Origin of the sequence: Nocardia farcinica (genome assembly GCF_029867845.1) — a bacterium.
Taxonomy (GTDB): Bacteria; Actinomycetota; Actinomycetes; order Mycobacteriales; family Mycobacteriaceae; genus Nocardia; species Nocardia farcinica_A.
This window is the reverse complement of record NZ_JARWRU010000558.1, coordinates 1-12,378: the sequence shown is the minus strand read 5'-3', so window position 1 is coordinate 12,378 and position 12,378 is coordinate 1. Positions and strand designations below refer to the sequence as shown.

12 protein-coding genes, 1 tRNA gene and 2 pseudogenes are annotated in these 12,378 nt (G+C 70.0%); 8 read left to right on the top strand and 7 right to left on the bottom strand.

All coding sequences use genetic code 11. The features are described from left to right. Both QH283_RS12250 and QH283_RS12245 read right to left on the bottom strand, forming a co-directional pair. Positions 1-764: ATP-binding cassette domain-containing protein (locus QH283_RS12250; protein WP_280503124.1), on the bottom strand; the 764-nt coding region annotated here is incomplete at its 3' end. A 32-nt stretch (positions 765-796) separates the two neighbouring features. Then, entirely contained in the window at positions 797-1,789 is a 993-nt protein-coding gene (locus QH283_RS12245; protein WP_280503123.1) for a BMP family ABC transporter substrate-binding protein, read from the bottom strand. A gap of 165 nt (positions 1,790-1,954) precedes the next feature. Between QH283_RS12245 and QH283_RS12240 the strand changes: the two genes are divergently transcribed. The 3 genes from QH283_RS12240 (at position 1,955) to QH283_RS12230 (ending at position 4,862) form a co-directional block, all read left to right on the top strand. After that, positions 1,955-2,674, top strand: coding sequence for a GntR family transcriptional regulator (locus QH283_RS12240; RefSeq protein ID WP_280503126.1), 720 nt, complete (start codon positions 1,955-1,957; stop codon positions 2,672-2,674). A gap of 120 nt (positions 2,675-2,794) precedes the next feature. Next, entirely contained in the window at positions 2,795-3,958 is a 1,164-nt protein-coding gene (locus QH283_RS12235; RefSeq protein WP_280503122.1) for an SMI1/KNR4 family protein, read from the top strand. A gap of 94 nt (positions 3,959-4,052) precedes the next feature. Then, positions 4,053-4,862: an inositol monophosphatase family protein gene (locus QH283_RS12230; RefSeq protein WP_280503121.1), complete on the top strand. Its 810-nt coding sequence runs from the start codon at positions 4,053-4,055 to the stop codon at positions 4,860-4,862. Between the two features lie 84 nt (positions 4,863-4,946). Here QH283_RS12230 and QH283_RS12225 read toward each other — a convergent pair. From QH283_RS12225 to QH283_RS12215, 3 genes are all read right to left on the bottom strand, one after another. Further along, positions 4,947-5,020 (bottom strand) — tRNA-Ile (locus QH283_RS12225). A 287-nt stretch (positions 5,021-5,307) separates the two neighbouring features. After that, the gene (locus QH283_RS12220; protein ID WP_280503120.1) at positions 5,308-5,460 is read right to left on the bottom strand and encodes a hypothetical protein; all 153 of its coding nucleotides are present in this window, start codon (positions 5,458-5,460) and stop codon (positions 5,308-5,310) included. A gap of 155 nt (positions 5,461-5,615) precedes the next feature. Further along, positions 5,616-5,945: a hypothetical protein gene (locus tag QH283_RS12215; protein WP_280503119.1), complete on the bottom strand. Its 330-nt coding sequence runs from the start codon at positions 5,943-5,945 to the stop codon at positions 5,616-5,618. 37 nt (positions 5,946-5,982) lie between these two features. Between QH283_RS12215 and QH283_RS12210 the strand changes: the two genes are divergently transcribed. Both QH283_RS12210 and QH283_RS12205 read left to right on the top strand, forming a co-directional pair. Next, the gene (locus QH283_RS12210) at positions 5,983-6,507 is read left to right on the top strand and encodes a glycine-rich domain-containing protein (protein WP_432420716.1); all 525 of its coding nucleotides are present in this window, start codon (positions 5,983-5,985) and stop codon (positions 6,505-6,507) included. A 38-nt stretch (positions 6,508-6,545) separates the two neighbouring features. Continuing rightward, positions 6,546-7,955 (top strand): WS/DGAT/MGAT family O-acyltransferase, encoded by a 1,410-nt coding sequence (locus tag QH283_RS12205; RefSeq protein ID WP_280503118.1) that lies wholly within the window; start codon positions 6,546-6,548, stop codon positions 7,953-7,955. 118 nt (positions 7,956-8,073) lie between these two features. Here the strand turns inward: QH283_RS12205 and QH283_RS12200 are convergent, their stop codons facing one another. Together QH283_RS12200 and QH283_RS12195 are read right to left on the bottom strand one after the other, a co-directional pair. Continuing rightward, positions 8,074-8,385, bottom strand: a complete 312-nt coding sequence (locus QH283_RS12200; protein WP_280503117.1) for a pyrimidine/purine nucleoside phosphorylase — start codon at positions 8,383-8,385, stop codon at positions 8,074-8,076. Positions 8,386-8,583: 198 nt separating this feature from the next. Next, positions 8,584-9,398: pseudogene (locus QH283_RS12195) on the bottom strand (SDR family NAD(P)-dependent oxidoreductase); the annotation flags it as partial. On the opposite strand from QH283_RS12195, the pseudogene QH283_RS12190 reads away from it, so the two are divergent. The 3 genes and pseudogenes from QH283_RS12190 to QH283_RS12180 form a co-directional block, all read left to right on the top strand. Then, positions 9,380-10,220, top strand: a pseudogene (locus QH283_RS12190) (helix-turn-helix domain-containing protein); the annotation flags it as partial. The pseudogenes QH283_RS12195 and QH283_RS12190 sit on opposite strands and share 19 nt — an antisense overlap. Before the next feature lie 118 nt (positions 10,221-10,338). Then, entirely contained in the window at positions 10,339-11,805 is a 1,467-nt protein-coding gene (locus QH283_RS12185) for an ArnT family glycosyltransferase (protein WP_280503116.1), read from the top strand. Positions 11,806-12,153: 348 nt separating this feature from the next. Next, the coding region (locus QH283_RS12180; protein WP_280503115.1) for a hypothetical protein at positions 12,154-12,378 on the top strand (225 nt) is incomplete at its 3' end.

Here is a 12,378-nt window from a genome sequence, read left to right as displayed (position 1 = left end):
GGGGGTTGGGGTGCTTGGTGGCGGTTTTGGCGCTCGCGCTGGTCGGACGGGGGGGGGCCCCCCGGCCGCCCCCCGCCGCCGCGGGGGCCCCCCGGCTGCTGGGGGGCCGGGGGGGCGCCCCGCGCCACCTCACCGAGCTTGTGGGTGATGAGCACGACCGATTTGCCGTCGGCGGCCAGGGCCGCGCAGGTCTCGATCAGCGCGTCGATCTCGGCGGGGTCGAGCACCGCGGTCGGCTCGTCGAGCAGGATGAGCCGAGGGTCGCGCAGCAGCGCCTTGACGATCTCCACCCGCTGGCGGGCGCCGACGGTCAGCGCGCCGACGGTGGCGCGCGGGTCGACCCGCAGACCGTAGCTGTCGGCGATGCGGTCCAGATCCTTCGCCAGCGCGTCCCGAGGCGGCCGGAAGCCGTCGCGGCCGAGCAGCAGGTTGTCGGCGACGCTGAGGGTGGGGACGAGCGAGAAGTGCTGGTGCACCATCGCGACCCCGGCCCGCAGCGCGTCGGCCGGATTGCGCGGCCGGTAGTCCGCCCCGGCGAGGACCATGCGGCCGGAGTCGGGCGAGACGGTGCCGTAGACCGCGTTGCACAGCGTCGACTTTCCGGCCCCGTTCTCTCCCAGAATGCAGTGCACCGAGCCCGTTCGCACGGTCAGGGTCACCGCGTCGAGTGCCCGCACGGGGCCGAAGGACTTGCCGATCCCGTCCAGCGAGAGCATGGCGGTGGTGGTGACGGCGGCCTCGGTGGCGGCGGTGGTGGCTGTCATGGTGATCGCCTCGGTTTCCCGGCTCGGCTCCGTCAGTACAGCTCGACCGAGCCGGCGACGATGGCCGCCTCCACATCCGCCAGCGCCTGGGCGACGGCGGGATCGACCGAGCAGGTGATGAACTCGCTGCCGCCCTTGTCGGTGGTCACGCCGAAGGGCACCTGCGCGGCCGTCCAGGTGCCGTCGAGCACCGAGGACACCGCGTACTCGATCTCGGTGCCGATGTCGGTGCGCACGAAGCCCGCGTAGACGGTGTTGGCGCAGTCGCCGGGGATGGGGCCGCCGTTGAGCTGCTTGCCCGCCTCCGCGGCCGCCTGCTCCATGCCCTGCTTGCCGAGGTTGACGATCTGGCCGAGCACGTCGGCGCCGCCCGCGTAGGCCGCGCCCGCCGCCTGCTTGGCTTTGGCCGGGTCGTTGAAATCGCCCACGTACTGCGGTGCGAGCACCTCGACATCCGGCCGCACGAACCGCGCGCCGTTGCCGAAGGCCACCGCCGCGTTGACGATCGCGGGCAGCTCGACCCCGCCGACGAACCCGACGGTCCCGGTCTTCGAGGCCAGCGCGGCCGCGGCGCCGGAGAGGAACTCCGCCTCCGCCTGCTGCGGGTCGTAGTAGGCCAGGTTCGGCATGGGCTCGGCGTCGGCCGGTCCGCCGATCTCGACGAACTTGACGTCGGGGAACTGCGGGGCGACCGCCCGCAGATCGGCGTCGGTCTGGCCGCCGACCGAGATCACCAGATCGTTCTGGGAGGCGAAGCGCTGCAACGCCTGCTGGTAGTCCGAGGCGGCGACCTGCTCGACATAGGTGATCTCGACGCGATCGCCGTACTCGGCGCGGATGCGCTCGACGCCGGCATAGCCGGACTGCATGAAGCCGGTGTCGTTGATCGATCCCGGCAGGAAGACGCCGACCGACAGGGCGCCGTCGGCGGACCCGGTGTCCGACGACGTGCAGGCGCTCACCCCGGCCGCCAGCGCGGCGGCGGCAACGAGGGACATGGCGCGTCTGGCGATGGTGACCTTCATTGGAACTTCTCCCGGATCAGGGCTACCGATTAGCGGTATACCGTTAGAAGAAGAGTCGGCTCCGTCTATTTCCGTCGTGTTGCCCGGCCGTAAGGATCCAATTACCGGTATACCACTATCCGCCCGGTGTCTATGCTGGAGACCGGAGCCGAGAGAAAGAGGGCGATGGTGGCAAGCGCGACGACCGACACCGAACGCAAGTCCCTACGCGATGTCGCCTACGACGAATTACGTTCGCGCATAGTGGGTTTGGAGCTGGCACCCGGAACCCGCCTGATCGAGCGCGACCTGGCCGACGAACTGCGCGTCTCCCGCATCCCGCTGCGCGAGGCGCTGCAACAGCTACAGAACGACGGCCTGGTCGTCATGGTCCCCCGCCAGGGCGCCATCGTCTCTCCCTTCACCGCCGACGACGTCCGCGACCTGTTCGACGTCCGCGAGAACCTCGAGGTCCTCGCCGCCCGCCTGGCCGCCGAACGCGCCGACGACGCGGGCCTGACCGCACTGGCCGCCCAGCTCGACACCGCCCGCCGCGCCACCCGGCGCCGCGACAAGGCCGCCATAGCCGCCGCCAACGCCGGCTTCCACGCCCTGATCGTCGAACTGGCCGCCAACCCCCTGCTCAAATCGCTGCTGCAACCACTGGAAGCTCGCACCCAGTGGCTGTTCCACCTCACCAAGGACCGCGACGCCGCCGTCCAGTGCCGCGAACACGAGGAACTCCTCGCCGCCATCGCCGCCCACGACCCCGACCGCGCCGCCGAATCCGCCTTCCACCACGTCCATTCCGGCCGGGAAGCCAGCATCCGCATGGCCGCCCAGTGGTCCACCACCGACATCGACCCCGTCCACCTCACCAGATCCCGCCGCCGCGGGGGTGGGTGAGGTTCTCTCTCCTGCGACGCGGCTCAACCGTCGACGCCTGCCGACCGGGGACGCGCCGCCGGGAGCCGAATCCTGTTGTGCGCAGGGAAAGTTGTCGTACCCCGCTGCCATGGTGTCCACATGGATCGGAAGCCGTGGCTGTCCCGGTGGAGCGAAGAGCGGATCGGGTGCGCCGAGCCCGGCGAGCCGGACGAGCAGATCGTGCGGGAGGGCAGGCTCGGCTTCGCTCCGGCGACGCCCGAGGAGGTCGCCGCGGCCGAGGCGCGGATCGGCCTGCCGCTGCCACCGTCGTACCGGGAGTTCCTGCTCACCACGAACGGGTGGCGTATGGCAGGCGAATTCGTGACGCGGATGCGCACCACCACCGAACTCGGCCGGCTGCATGATCTCGAGCCGTTGTGGGAGAAACACTTCGGCTGGTGTTTCGACCCCGAACCCGGGGTCGCGGACGAGAACCCGTTCACCCGGGGACTGTTGATCTCGGCGGAAGCCGACAGCGGCATCCTCTTCCTCGACCCCGGCGACGTCGACGAATCGGGCGAATGGGCTGCCTACAGCATGTTCTCCTGGCAACCGGGTCCCCCCAGACGGTTTCCCTCGTTCACCGCCCTGATGCAGCACCTCTACGCCCAGTTCAACTCGCTGCATCGCCCCACAGGCGAAACCCGCGACAGCTGGGACGCCGCCGTCGACCGAGCCCGGACAGACGCCTTGGCCGGGCGATTCGACGACGCGGAGGCGGCCTTGGCGCGGGCAGAGGAGTTCGGCCGCGACCGCGCCACCGTCCTGGGCGCGCAGCTCCTACTGTTCCTCGGCCGCCACCACGAGGCGCAGAACCTGATGGGAAGCCTGGTCGACCCGAAGTTCACCCCCGAGGGCTTCCTCACCGACCCGCTCTTCTGCGGCGAATTCCTCCCCTTGCTCCATACCCAGCACGTGAACCACGAGCTGGGCAACGTAGCCACACTGCTGGAGATCGCATTGATGGACCGGCGACCGGACATGCTTCGCGCCGTGGCCGATCACGAATCCGCGCTGGCCCGGTCCGGCGGAATCCCCACCTTCGGCAACCCCGAATTCGACACCCGCGTCCGCGGCGCCCTCGTCGACCACGCCACCGATCCCGACAGCCTGTGGCAGGCCGTTCTGGCCGCGCTCCCACACTGGCGCCCGCGCACCACCGACCACCTCGCCCCCGTCGCGCTCCTCGCCCATCCGCGCCTGGCCGAGATCATCACCCCCGAACGCGGCCGCGAGTTGCTCTCCGTGCCGAAAGTCGGCTGAAGAGACCACTTCATCGCCCGGCACATGTCCGGTTTGGGCGGTATCTTCGTTGAGTTCTCGGTCGGCTTCGAGAGCATGGGAACCGAAGGAAGAGATGGGAAGCCGCGTGATGGACCGCCGCGCACTCCTGCAGATCGCCCGTGACGCCGTCGGGGAAGGCGCCCGCCTGTTGTTCAGCGCTCCCCCCGGCGAGGTGACGATCAAGAGCGATCGTGATTACGTCACCGAGCTGAGCACGCGGATACAGAGCGTGCTGGAAGATCTGCTCACTCAACTCACCCCGGACATCGCGTTCTTCGGGGAGGAGGGCGCCGCGCGGCCGGTCTTCCCGCAGCGCGGGCGCGCCTGGGTGCTCGACCCCATCGACGGCACCTCCAATTTCATTCACGGACTGCCGTTGTGCGCGGTCTCCCTCGCGCTGATCGAGGACGGGAAACCCGTGCTCGGCGTCATCGACGCGCCGTTCCTGGAGCTCGAGTACTACGCCTCCGAAGGCGAAGGCGCCTATTCGAACGGTGAACCCATTTCGGTGAGTTCGGCGAGCCTGCCCGGCGACGCGATCATTTCGATCGGCGACTACGCGGTGGGCGCCGAGGCGGGCCGCAAGAATCAGGACCGCCTCGCGGCCACGGCCGCCTTGGCCTCGAAAGTCGAGCGGGTCCGCATGCTCGGCTCCCCGGCGCTGGATCTGGCCTGGGTGGCCGAGGGCCGCACGGACGGCTGCGTCATGCTGTCGAACAAGCCATGGGACACCGCGGCGGGCGTGATCATCGCCCGCGAGGCAGGCGCGGAAGTCACCGGCACCGACGGCGCACCGCACACCATCGGCTCGGCCCACACGGTCGCCGCCACCCCCGCACTCTCCCCCGCGCTGCTCGAACTGTTGGCCGAGTCGCTGAACTGATCGAAACAGGCGAGTCCGTCGCTCCCGCGCCCAGGCGGCCCGAATCCGCAGCCGAAACGACAAATGCGCTGGTCAGATGGTTTGTGGGGCGGGCGGGGCTCGAACCCGCGACCAATGGATTATGAGTCCACGGCTCTAACCGACTGAGCTACCGCCCCGCTTCCGCGGCGGGACCGCGGCGTCTGGATGGTACCGGCTGGGGTGGTGCGGGCACCACTCGACCACCGGCGGGCGGCCGGCAGACGGGGAGGCGAGGGGCGGGGAATGGCGTACGGCGACATTGGCGTACGCGATCCGTGACGAGGGGGCGGACGGCGAGCAGGGCTTCGAAGCCTGTGCGGCCTGCGGTGCCGAGAATTCGTGCGGATGAGGCGCTTTCGGTCGCGCGGGTACGAGGAGGCGGGGTGCCGCCGAGATCGGCACGAAATTCCGGCGAATCGGACCTTCAGTCGTTGCGGCTGCCCATAGTGCTGGTGGCACGGGAAGCGGCGGCTTTGTAACGGCTTTCATCGCGCGGCGGTCTGCTCGCGAATTGGACGACGCCGAAGACGAGCGCGAGGACGAGAACTACTACTCCGAGAACGATCAGGGTTTGCACGCGAACAACATAACCTCACTCACGGTCGGGGGTGTCCGAGAGCGGGCCAAGTCACAGTCACGCGATGTTCGGAAGTTGAACAGAACCAATTGCGTTGGGACACATCAGCTACCGGATGGAGCCATAGCCGTCGCACATCATGCCCTCCCACCTGGTCAGGAACCGCCGCCGCAGCCCCCGCCGCCGCCGCAACTGCTGCCACCGCCGCAACCGCTCGAGCCACCGGAACAGCCGTCGGAGTCCGACCCGCCGCCCGCGCCGTCGTAGTCGTGATAATGGCCGCCGCCGTCGTCGTGGTGACGACTGCCGCCGTCACCGATATCCGCGGCCGACCACAGATCGGAGTCGTATCCCCCGCCGCTGCCATAAGGCGGGGGCGGGAGCTGACCGCCGAAGGAATTGATCATCGTGACGACGAACGCCACGATTCCGCCGCCTGTCAACAGCACGAGCAGAACGATCAATACGATCACAGCCATCGTCATCTGTGAATCGTAGCGGCGCAGCGCCGTACAGTGAATCGTGCGGATTTTTCCCTTTCGGTCCCGGCGGCCCGCTCCGATCGACCTGCGCGATGCGGAGCAGACGGTGGCCGCGCTGGAACTGCCGGAGGCGGTGTTCAAGACCTGCCCGTGGCAGCCGCGCGAGCTGATCGAGACCGGGCTTCGGCAGTGGTTGCGCTGCTGCGGGGCGGCGATGCGCGACGGCCAGGTGATCGGGATGCCCTCGCACGCGGTCGACGAGGCCTGGCACGGATTCATCCTCTGCACCGAGCGTTACGCGGATTTCTGCGACAAGGCCTATGGACGGTTCCTGCACCACTACCCGGACGGCGGCGGGTCACCGACGGGCGCGTCGCACGGGTCGATGGCCGAGCAACTGGGGCGCACGGTGGTGGCCTGGTCGATGGTGGCCCAGCCGGGCGAGCGGTGCGTGCTGTGGGATCTGGACCGGAAGGTGGGGGTGGCGCAGCCGTGGGGGATTCCCGCGCAGCGGGTGGCGGCGATCGAGGAGGAGCTGCACCGGGTCGCGTCCGGCGACGACTGACACGAGTCGACTGACACGAGTTCCAGTAGCATCTTGCTATGGAACGCCTGACCGGCCCGGACGCGAGCTTCCTCTACCTGGAGACGGGCACACAGCACCTGCACGTGTGTGCGCTGATCGTCCTCGACCCGAATGCCGAGGGGTGCGAGTACTCCTTCGACGCCTTCAAGGCGGAGCTGGGCAGGCGCATCGCCCACGTGCCGCAGATGCGCAGGCGGTTGCGGCAGGTGCCGCTGGATCTCGACCACCCGCTGTGGGTGGAGGACGCGGACTTCGACCTGGACTACCACATCCGCCGCTACGGCCTGCCTCGTCCCGGCGGGCGCGCGGAGCTGGCCGACCTGGTCGGCGACATCGCGGGCACACCGATGGACCGCGCCAAGCCGCTGTGGCAGATGCGGGTGGTCGAGGGCGTCGAGGGCGACCGGATCGCGGTGATCGCCAAATACCACCACGCGGCCGTGGACGGCATCACCGGCGCGGACATGCTGATGCACCTGTGCGATCCCGAACCGGGGGTGCGCGAGCCGCCGCCGGCGCAGCGGCCGCGCGGCGACGCCGAACCGAGCGACCTGCGGTTGCTGGCGGAAGCGGCGTTGCGGTTCCCGGCGCGGGCCGGCGCGCTGGGAATGGTGCCGAAGACGATCGGGATGCTGGCCGGGTTCGCGCTACGGCGGCGCAACGACGAGGCGGGCATGGCGCTGCCGCTGACCGCGCCGCGCACGCCGTTCAACAAGACGATCACCCCGCACCGGGCGGTGGGGTTCACCGAGGTCGAACTGGACGTGGTCCGCGAGATCAAGGACGCCTTCGGGGTGAAGGTCAACGACGTGGTGCTCGCGGTGGTGGGCGACGCGCTGCGCGAATACCTGCTCGCCCGCGACGCGCTGCCCGATCGCTCGCTGCTGGCCTCGGTCCCGGTCTCGGTGCACGAGTCGACCAGGCACACCAGGGGCACGAACAAGGTGTCCTCGCTGTTCTGCGAACTCGGCACCGACATCGACGACCCGGTGCGGCGGCTGGCGGCGGTGGCCGAGGCGAACAAGAACGCCAAGGACGAGCACGAGCACGTCGGCTCTGATTTCCTCCAGGACTGGACGCGGTACGTGCCGCCGAACACCTTCCGGCTGGCCATGCGGTTGTATTCGTCGTTCGCGCTGGCCGAGCACCATCCGGTGGTGCACAACCTGGTGGTCTCGAATGTGCCGGGCCCGCCGATGCCGCTGTACTTCCTCGGTGTGAAGGTGGTGAGCATGTTCCCGTTCGGCCCGGTCTTCCACGGCGCGGGGCTGACGATCACGGCGCTGTCGCAGAACGGACGGCTGGATTTCGGGCTGATCGCCTGCCGGGAGCTGGTGCCGGACGTACAGGAGCTGGCCGACGCGATCCCGGCGGCGGTGGAACGGTTGGGGGTGGCCGCGACACGGCACGAGCAGGCGTTCCGCTGACGGCGGGCCGCCGGTCTGCCCACCCTCGACAACGATCCGCGCGTTGTGTCGCGGGTGGCGGTTCCCAGAACGCGAACGGCCCGGACTCGGCGAGCCCGGGCCGCGATCGCACGAGCTGTCAGCCGTAGTGGCAGACGTAGTGCAGGGTCTCGAGCACCTCGATGTCGAAGGAGCTGTCGCCGGGGACCTCGAAGGACTGGCCGCCGGAGTAGGTCACCGCCTCGGTGGCGCCGGGCAGGGTGACGCGGCAGCTGCCCTCGATCAGTTCCATGGTCTCCGGCGCGGCGGTGCCGAAGGTGAGTGCCGCCGGCTGGATGACGCCGACGGACTTACGCGTGCCGTCGGGCAGTTCGAGGCTGTAGCTGACGCACTTGCCGTCGAAGTACACATTGGCCTTCTTCGTGACGGTGACATTCTCGAACTTCGACATGCGCCTTCTTTCTGCTCGGCGGTGGGGGTTCGCAGCGTACTGGAGACGCGGGTGCGACCGGGCTCACAGGTCGGCGGCCGGCCCGCGACATACTCGCCCCAGACGCCGGCAGCCTCTCCGGCCACGGGTGGTGTCCACGGCCGAGGCGACCCCCGCACGCGGCCCCGAAGTGATGGACGCGGCCGCGCCGTGAAGCGGTCACTGCTGTGGGATGTCGGTGCTGACCGCCAGCGCCCGCGCCGCCTCGATGTCGGCCGTCAGCGCCTTCACCCGCGCGTCGGCGAGTTCGAGCGAGTCCGAGCCGAGCAACTGATGCAGCGGGGCGTCTGCGCCGGTCGCGACCGCGATGAGGGCGGCCGCGGCGCGGGCCGGGTCACCGAGCTGTGTCCCCGGCATGCCGAGGTGGGCGTCGGTCATCTCCCGGATGGCCGGGTAGGCGTCGACGGTGGCGCTCGGCAGGCCGAGCGACTGCGGGCCGAGGAAGTCGGTGCGCATGTAGCCGGGCTCGATGAGGTTCACCGCGATCCCGAAGTCCGCGACCTCGGCCGCGAGCGAGTCGGTCAGCCCCTCCAGCGCGTACTTGCCCGCGCAGTACAGCCCCAGCCGGGGAAGGAGGTCAATCCGAGGATCGAGGAGACGTTGAGGATGTGCCCAGCGCGGTTCTCCCTGAACCCGGGCAGCACCGCCCGCAGCACGTTCCACGCGCCGAAGATCTGCACGTCGAACATCGCGCGCGCCTCGGCGTCGGTGACCTCCTCGACTGCGGCCAGGAACCCGTAGCCGGCGTTGTTGACGACCACGTCGAGGCCGCCGAAGCGCTCCTTCGTGGCCGCGACGGCGGCGCGCACCTGTTCCTCGTCGGTCAGGGCGACCTCCAGCGGCAGCAACCTGCCGGTGTCGACGCCGTCGAGCGCGGCGGTGAGGCGTTCGACCGAGCGGGTGGTGGCGGCGACATTGTCGCCGCGCCGCAGCAGCAGGCCGACCCGCTCCAGTCCGAGCCCGCGGGACGCGCCGCGACCCGCACGACAGCGCCCTGCCCGCCGACGCGCGCGTCCGCCGCGTCCCCGGCCTGCGCCGCGAGGAGGTCGCGCTGCTGGCGGGCGTGTCCACCGACTACTACACCCGCCTCGAGCAGGGCCGCCGCATCATCCCCTCCATCCAGGTCCTCGACGCCATCGCCCGCGCTCTCGGCCTGGACGACACCGGCCGCGCCCACCTGCACCATCTGGTCACCGCGGCGGGCCCCCCGTCCGCGCGCCCGCGCCGCCGTCCAGCGCGTCCGCCCGGGCCTCTACCAGCTCCTCGACAGCCTCGACACCCAGCCCGCGCTGATCCTCGGCCGGCGCACCGATGTCCTTGCCGCCAACCGCCTGGCCCGCGCCCTGTTCACCGACTTCGAGAGCATGCCACCCCGCGAACGCAACTACGCCCGGTGGATGCTGCTGTCCGAGCAGGCCCGTGCCCTGTTCCTCGACTGGGAACGCCAGGCCCGCAATGCTGTGGAGAGCTTGCGCTTCGACGCGGGCCGCACCCCGGACGACCCCGAAACCCACAAGCTGGTCGGCGAACTCTCCCTCGCCAGCCCCGAATTCCGGCAGTGGTGGTCCGAGCATCAGGTGCATCAGCGCACCTTCGGTTCCAAACGCCTGCACCACCCAGTCGTCGGCGAAGTGACCGTCGAGTTCGAAACCCTCACCCTCCCTGGCGATACCGACCAGACTCTGTTCCTCTACTCCACCCCACCCGATTCCCCGTCCCGGCAGGCGCTCGAACTGCTCGCCGCCTGGACGCACCCCCGCGCCGCCACCTCGGCCGACGAGCTCCCGCCGCGCTGAGCTCACCGCACATCCGGCACGAGACCGCCGATGCGGCGACACTGGAACGGTGACGGGAAACAGCGCATCCCCTCCATCCCGGTGGCGCGAGATCTGGCCGCTAGCAGTCGTTTCCAGTGTGACGCTCGCCGCCCTGCTCGCCTTCGCCACCGGTCACGGATTCCACCGCGACGAGTTCTACATCCGCGAATCCGGCCGCCACCTGGCCTGGGGATACCCCGACCATCCTCCGCTCAGTCCCCTGCTCGCCCGCCTCGCCGACGAACTCGCCCCCGATTCCCTGCTGGTCCTGCGCACCCCGCCCGCCCTCGGCGCCGCCATGACCGTCCTGCTCATCGGCCTCATCGCCCGCGAATTCGGTGGCACCCGCCCGGCCCAGTTCCTCGCCGCCACCGTCGCGGCCGGCTCGATCATCGTTCTGGCCGGCGGCCATCTGCTGACCACCTCGTCCATCGACGTGGTCTTCGCCACCGCCCTTGCCTTCGTTCTCGCCCGCATGATCCGCACCGGCGATGTCCGCCTGTGGCCGGTCGCCGGCGTGCTGCTCGGCCTCGGCCTGCTCAACCGCGTGTTCCTGGTGGTCTACGCGGTCGTCGTGGTCGCGGCCGTCGCCGCGGTGGGTCCCCGGACGCTGTTGCGCACCATCTGGTTTCCCGTCGGCGTGGTGGTGGCGTCGGTGATCGCGGCGCCGACAGTCGTCTGGCAGGCGAGCAACGGCTGGCCGGAATGGGAGATGGCGACCGCCATCAGCGCGGACAACAGCCGCTGGGAACTGCTCGCCCTCCAAGGCGTCATCGTCGGCCCGTTGTTGCTCCCGCTGTGGCTGGCCGGTCTGTGGTGGCTGCTGCGCCACCCGCCGGTGCGCTGCTTCGGCGTCGCCTATCTCGGTCTGCTCGCCGTCCTGCTGGTCACCAGCGGCGCCACCCACTATCTGTTCAACGCCTATCCCCCGTTGCTCGCGGCCGCCGGGATCTCCTGCGCCGGGTGGCTCACCACGGGCGCGCGTGCCCTGCGCACCGCCGCCCTCGCCACCCTGCTGGCTTTCTCGACCGCGCTCGCCGCCGTGTCCGCCCTGCCCGTCCTGCCGGTGCCCGTACTCGCCGGCACCCCGATCGTGGCGATGAACAAGGAGATGGGCGAACAGATCGGCTGGCCGGAGATGGGCCGCACCGTCGCCGACGTCGTGAACGGGCTACCCGCCGAGGTCCGTGCGCGCACCGTCGTCCTTGCCGACAACTACGGCCAGGCAGGCGCCATCGCCCACTTCGGACCCGACCACGTCACCGGGGGCACTGCGTTCCCACCCGTCCACAGCGGCCACCAGGCGTACGGCTGGTGGGGGCCACCGCCCGACCACTACACCACCGCCGTGATGCTGGGCACCGACGCACCGTCGACCATCCCGCACTGGGCCGGGCGTGCCTGCGGCCGCATCACCGAGGTCGCCACCGTCCGCAACGACCACGGCATCGCCAACACCGAGAACGGCACGCGGGTGTTCCTCTGCGAGGATCTCACCGCAACCTGGTCGGAACTCTGGCCGCACATCCGCCGGGTCGGCCCGGCTCCCATGCCGCAGAACTGACCACAACCGCCTTTCGTCGCAACACCGAAAGCGCTCCCGGACCTTGTCCGACCGGCTCGTGCCCAGTATGCCCGATCGTGTAGTCGGTTCGGTTGAATTTCATTCTTCGGCATCGATTTTCGTTCCGACCGGGAACGAACCAACGCATGCCGGGCCTACGATTCCCCACAACCGGGACCCCCGGACCTGCTTCTTCTCCAGCACGGATCGTGCGGGCAGACGTGCCCGACATCTTCCGTGGCCGCGTCCAGCCGCGATGCTCCCCACCTGTCCGTCTCTGCGCGGGTGGCGGCGACGCGCGCGCAGACGCCGTTGCCGCACCTCCCGCCACCGACCCGAAAGCGCCTCATGACCTATCAGAATCGGCAAGCCGAGAACCTCGCCCGTTCCCGCCGCACCAACCGCAACACCCTCATCGTCGTCGCCGCAGTCCTCGGCATGTTCTGCCTGTGCGGCGGCATCGGCTCGCTGTTCGCCGACGACGACACCGACCGACCGGCCCCGACCACCACCCCCGCACCCACCACCACGGCACTCACCACCCCCGCACCCACCACCACGGCACCCACCACC

What these genes read in the sequence shown, in the direction of transcription:
- QH283_RS12200 (WP_280503117.1), bottom strand. Translation starts at nt 8,385, where the DNA reads ATGTCGAAGTTCGAGAATGTCACCGTCACGAAGAAGGCCAATGTGTAC.
- QH283_RS12230 (WP_280503121.1), top strand. Translation starts at nt 4,053, where the DNA reads ATGGGAAGCCGCGTGATGGACCGCCGCGCACTCCTGCAGATCGCCCGT.
- QH283_RS12205 (WP_280503118.1), top strand. Translation starts at nt 6,546, where the DNA reads ATGGAACGCCTGACCGGCCCGGACGCGAGCTTCCTCTACCTGGAGACG.
- QH283_RS12245 (WP_280503123.1), bottom strand. Translation starts at nt 1,789, where the DNA reads ATGAAGGTCACCATCGCCAGACGCGCCATGTCCCTCGTTGCCGCCGCC.
- QH283_RS12235 (WP_280503122.1), top strand. Translation starts at nt 2,795, where the DNA reads ATGGATCGGAAGCCGTGGCTGTCCCGGTGGAGCGAAGAGCGGATCGGG.
- QH283_RS12215 (WP_280503119.1), bottom strand. Translation starts at nt 5,945, where the DNA reads ATGACGATGGCTGTGATCGTATTGATCGTTCTGCTCGTGCTGTTGACA.
- QH283_RS12240 (WP_280503126.1), top strand. Translation starts at nt 1,955, where the DNA reads ATGGTGGCAAGCGCGACGACCGACACCGAACGCAAGTCCCTACGCGAT.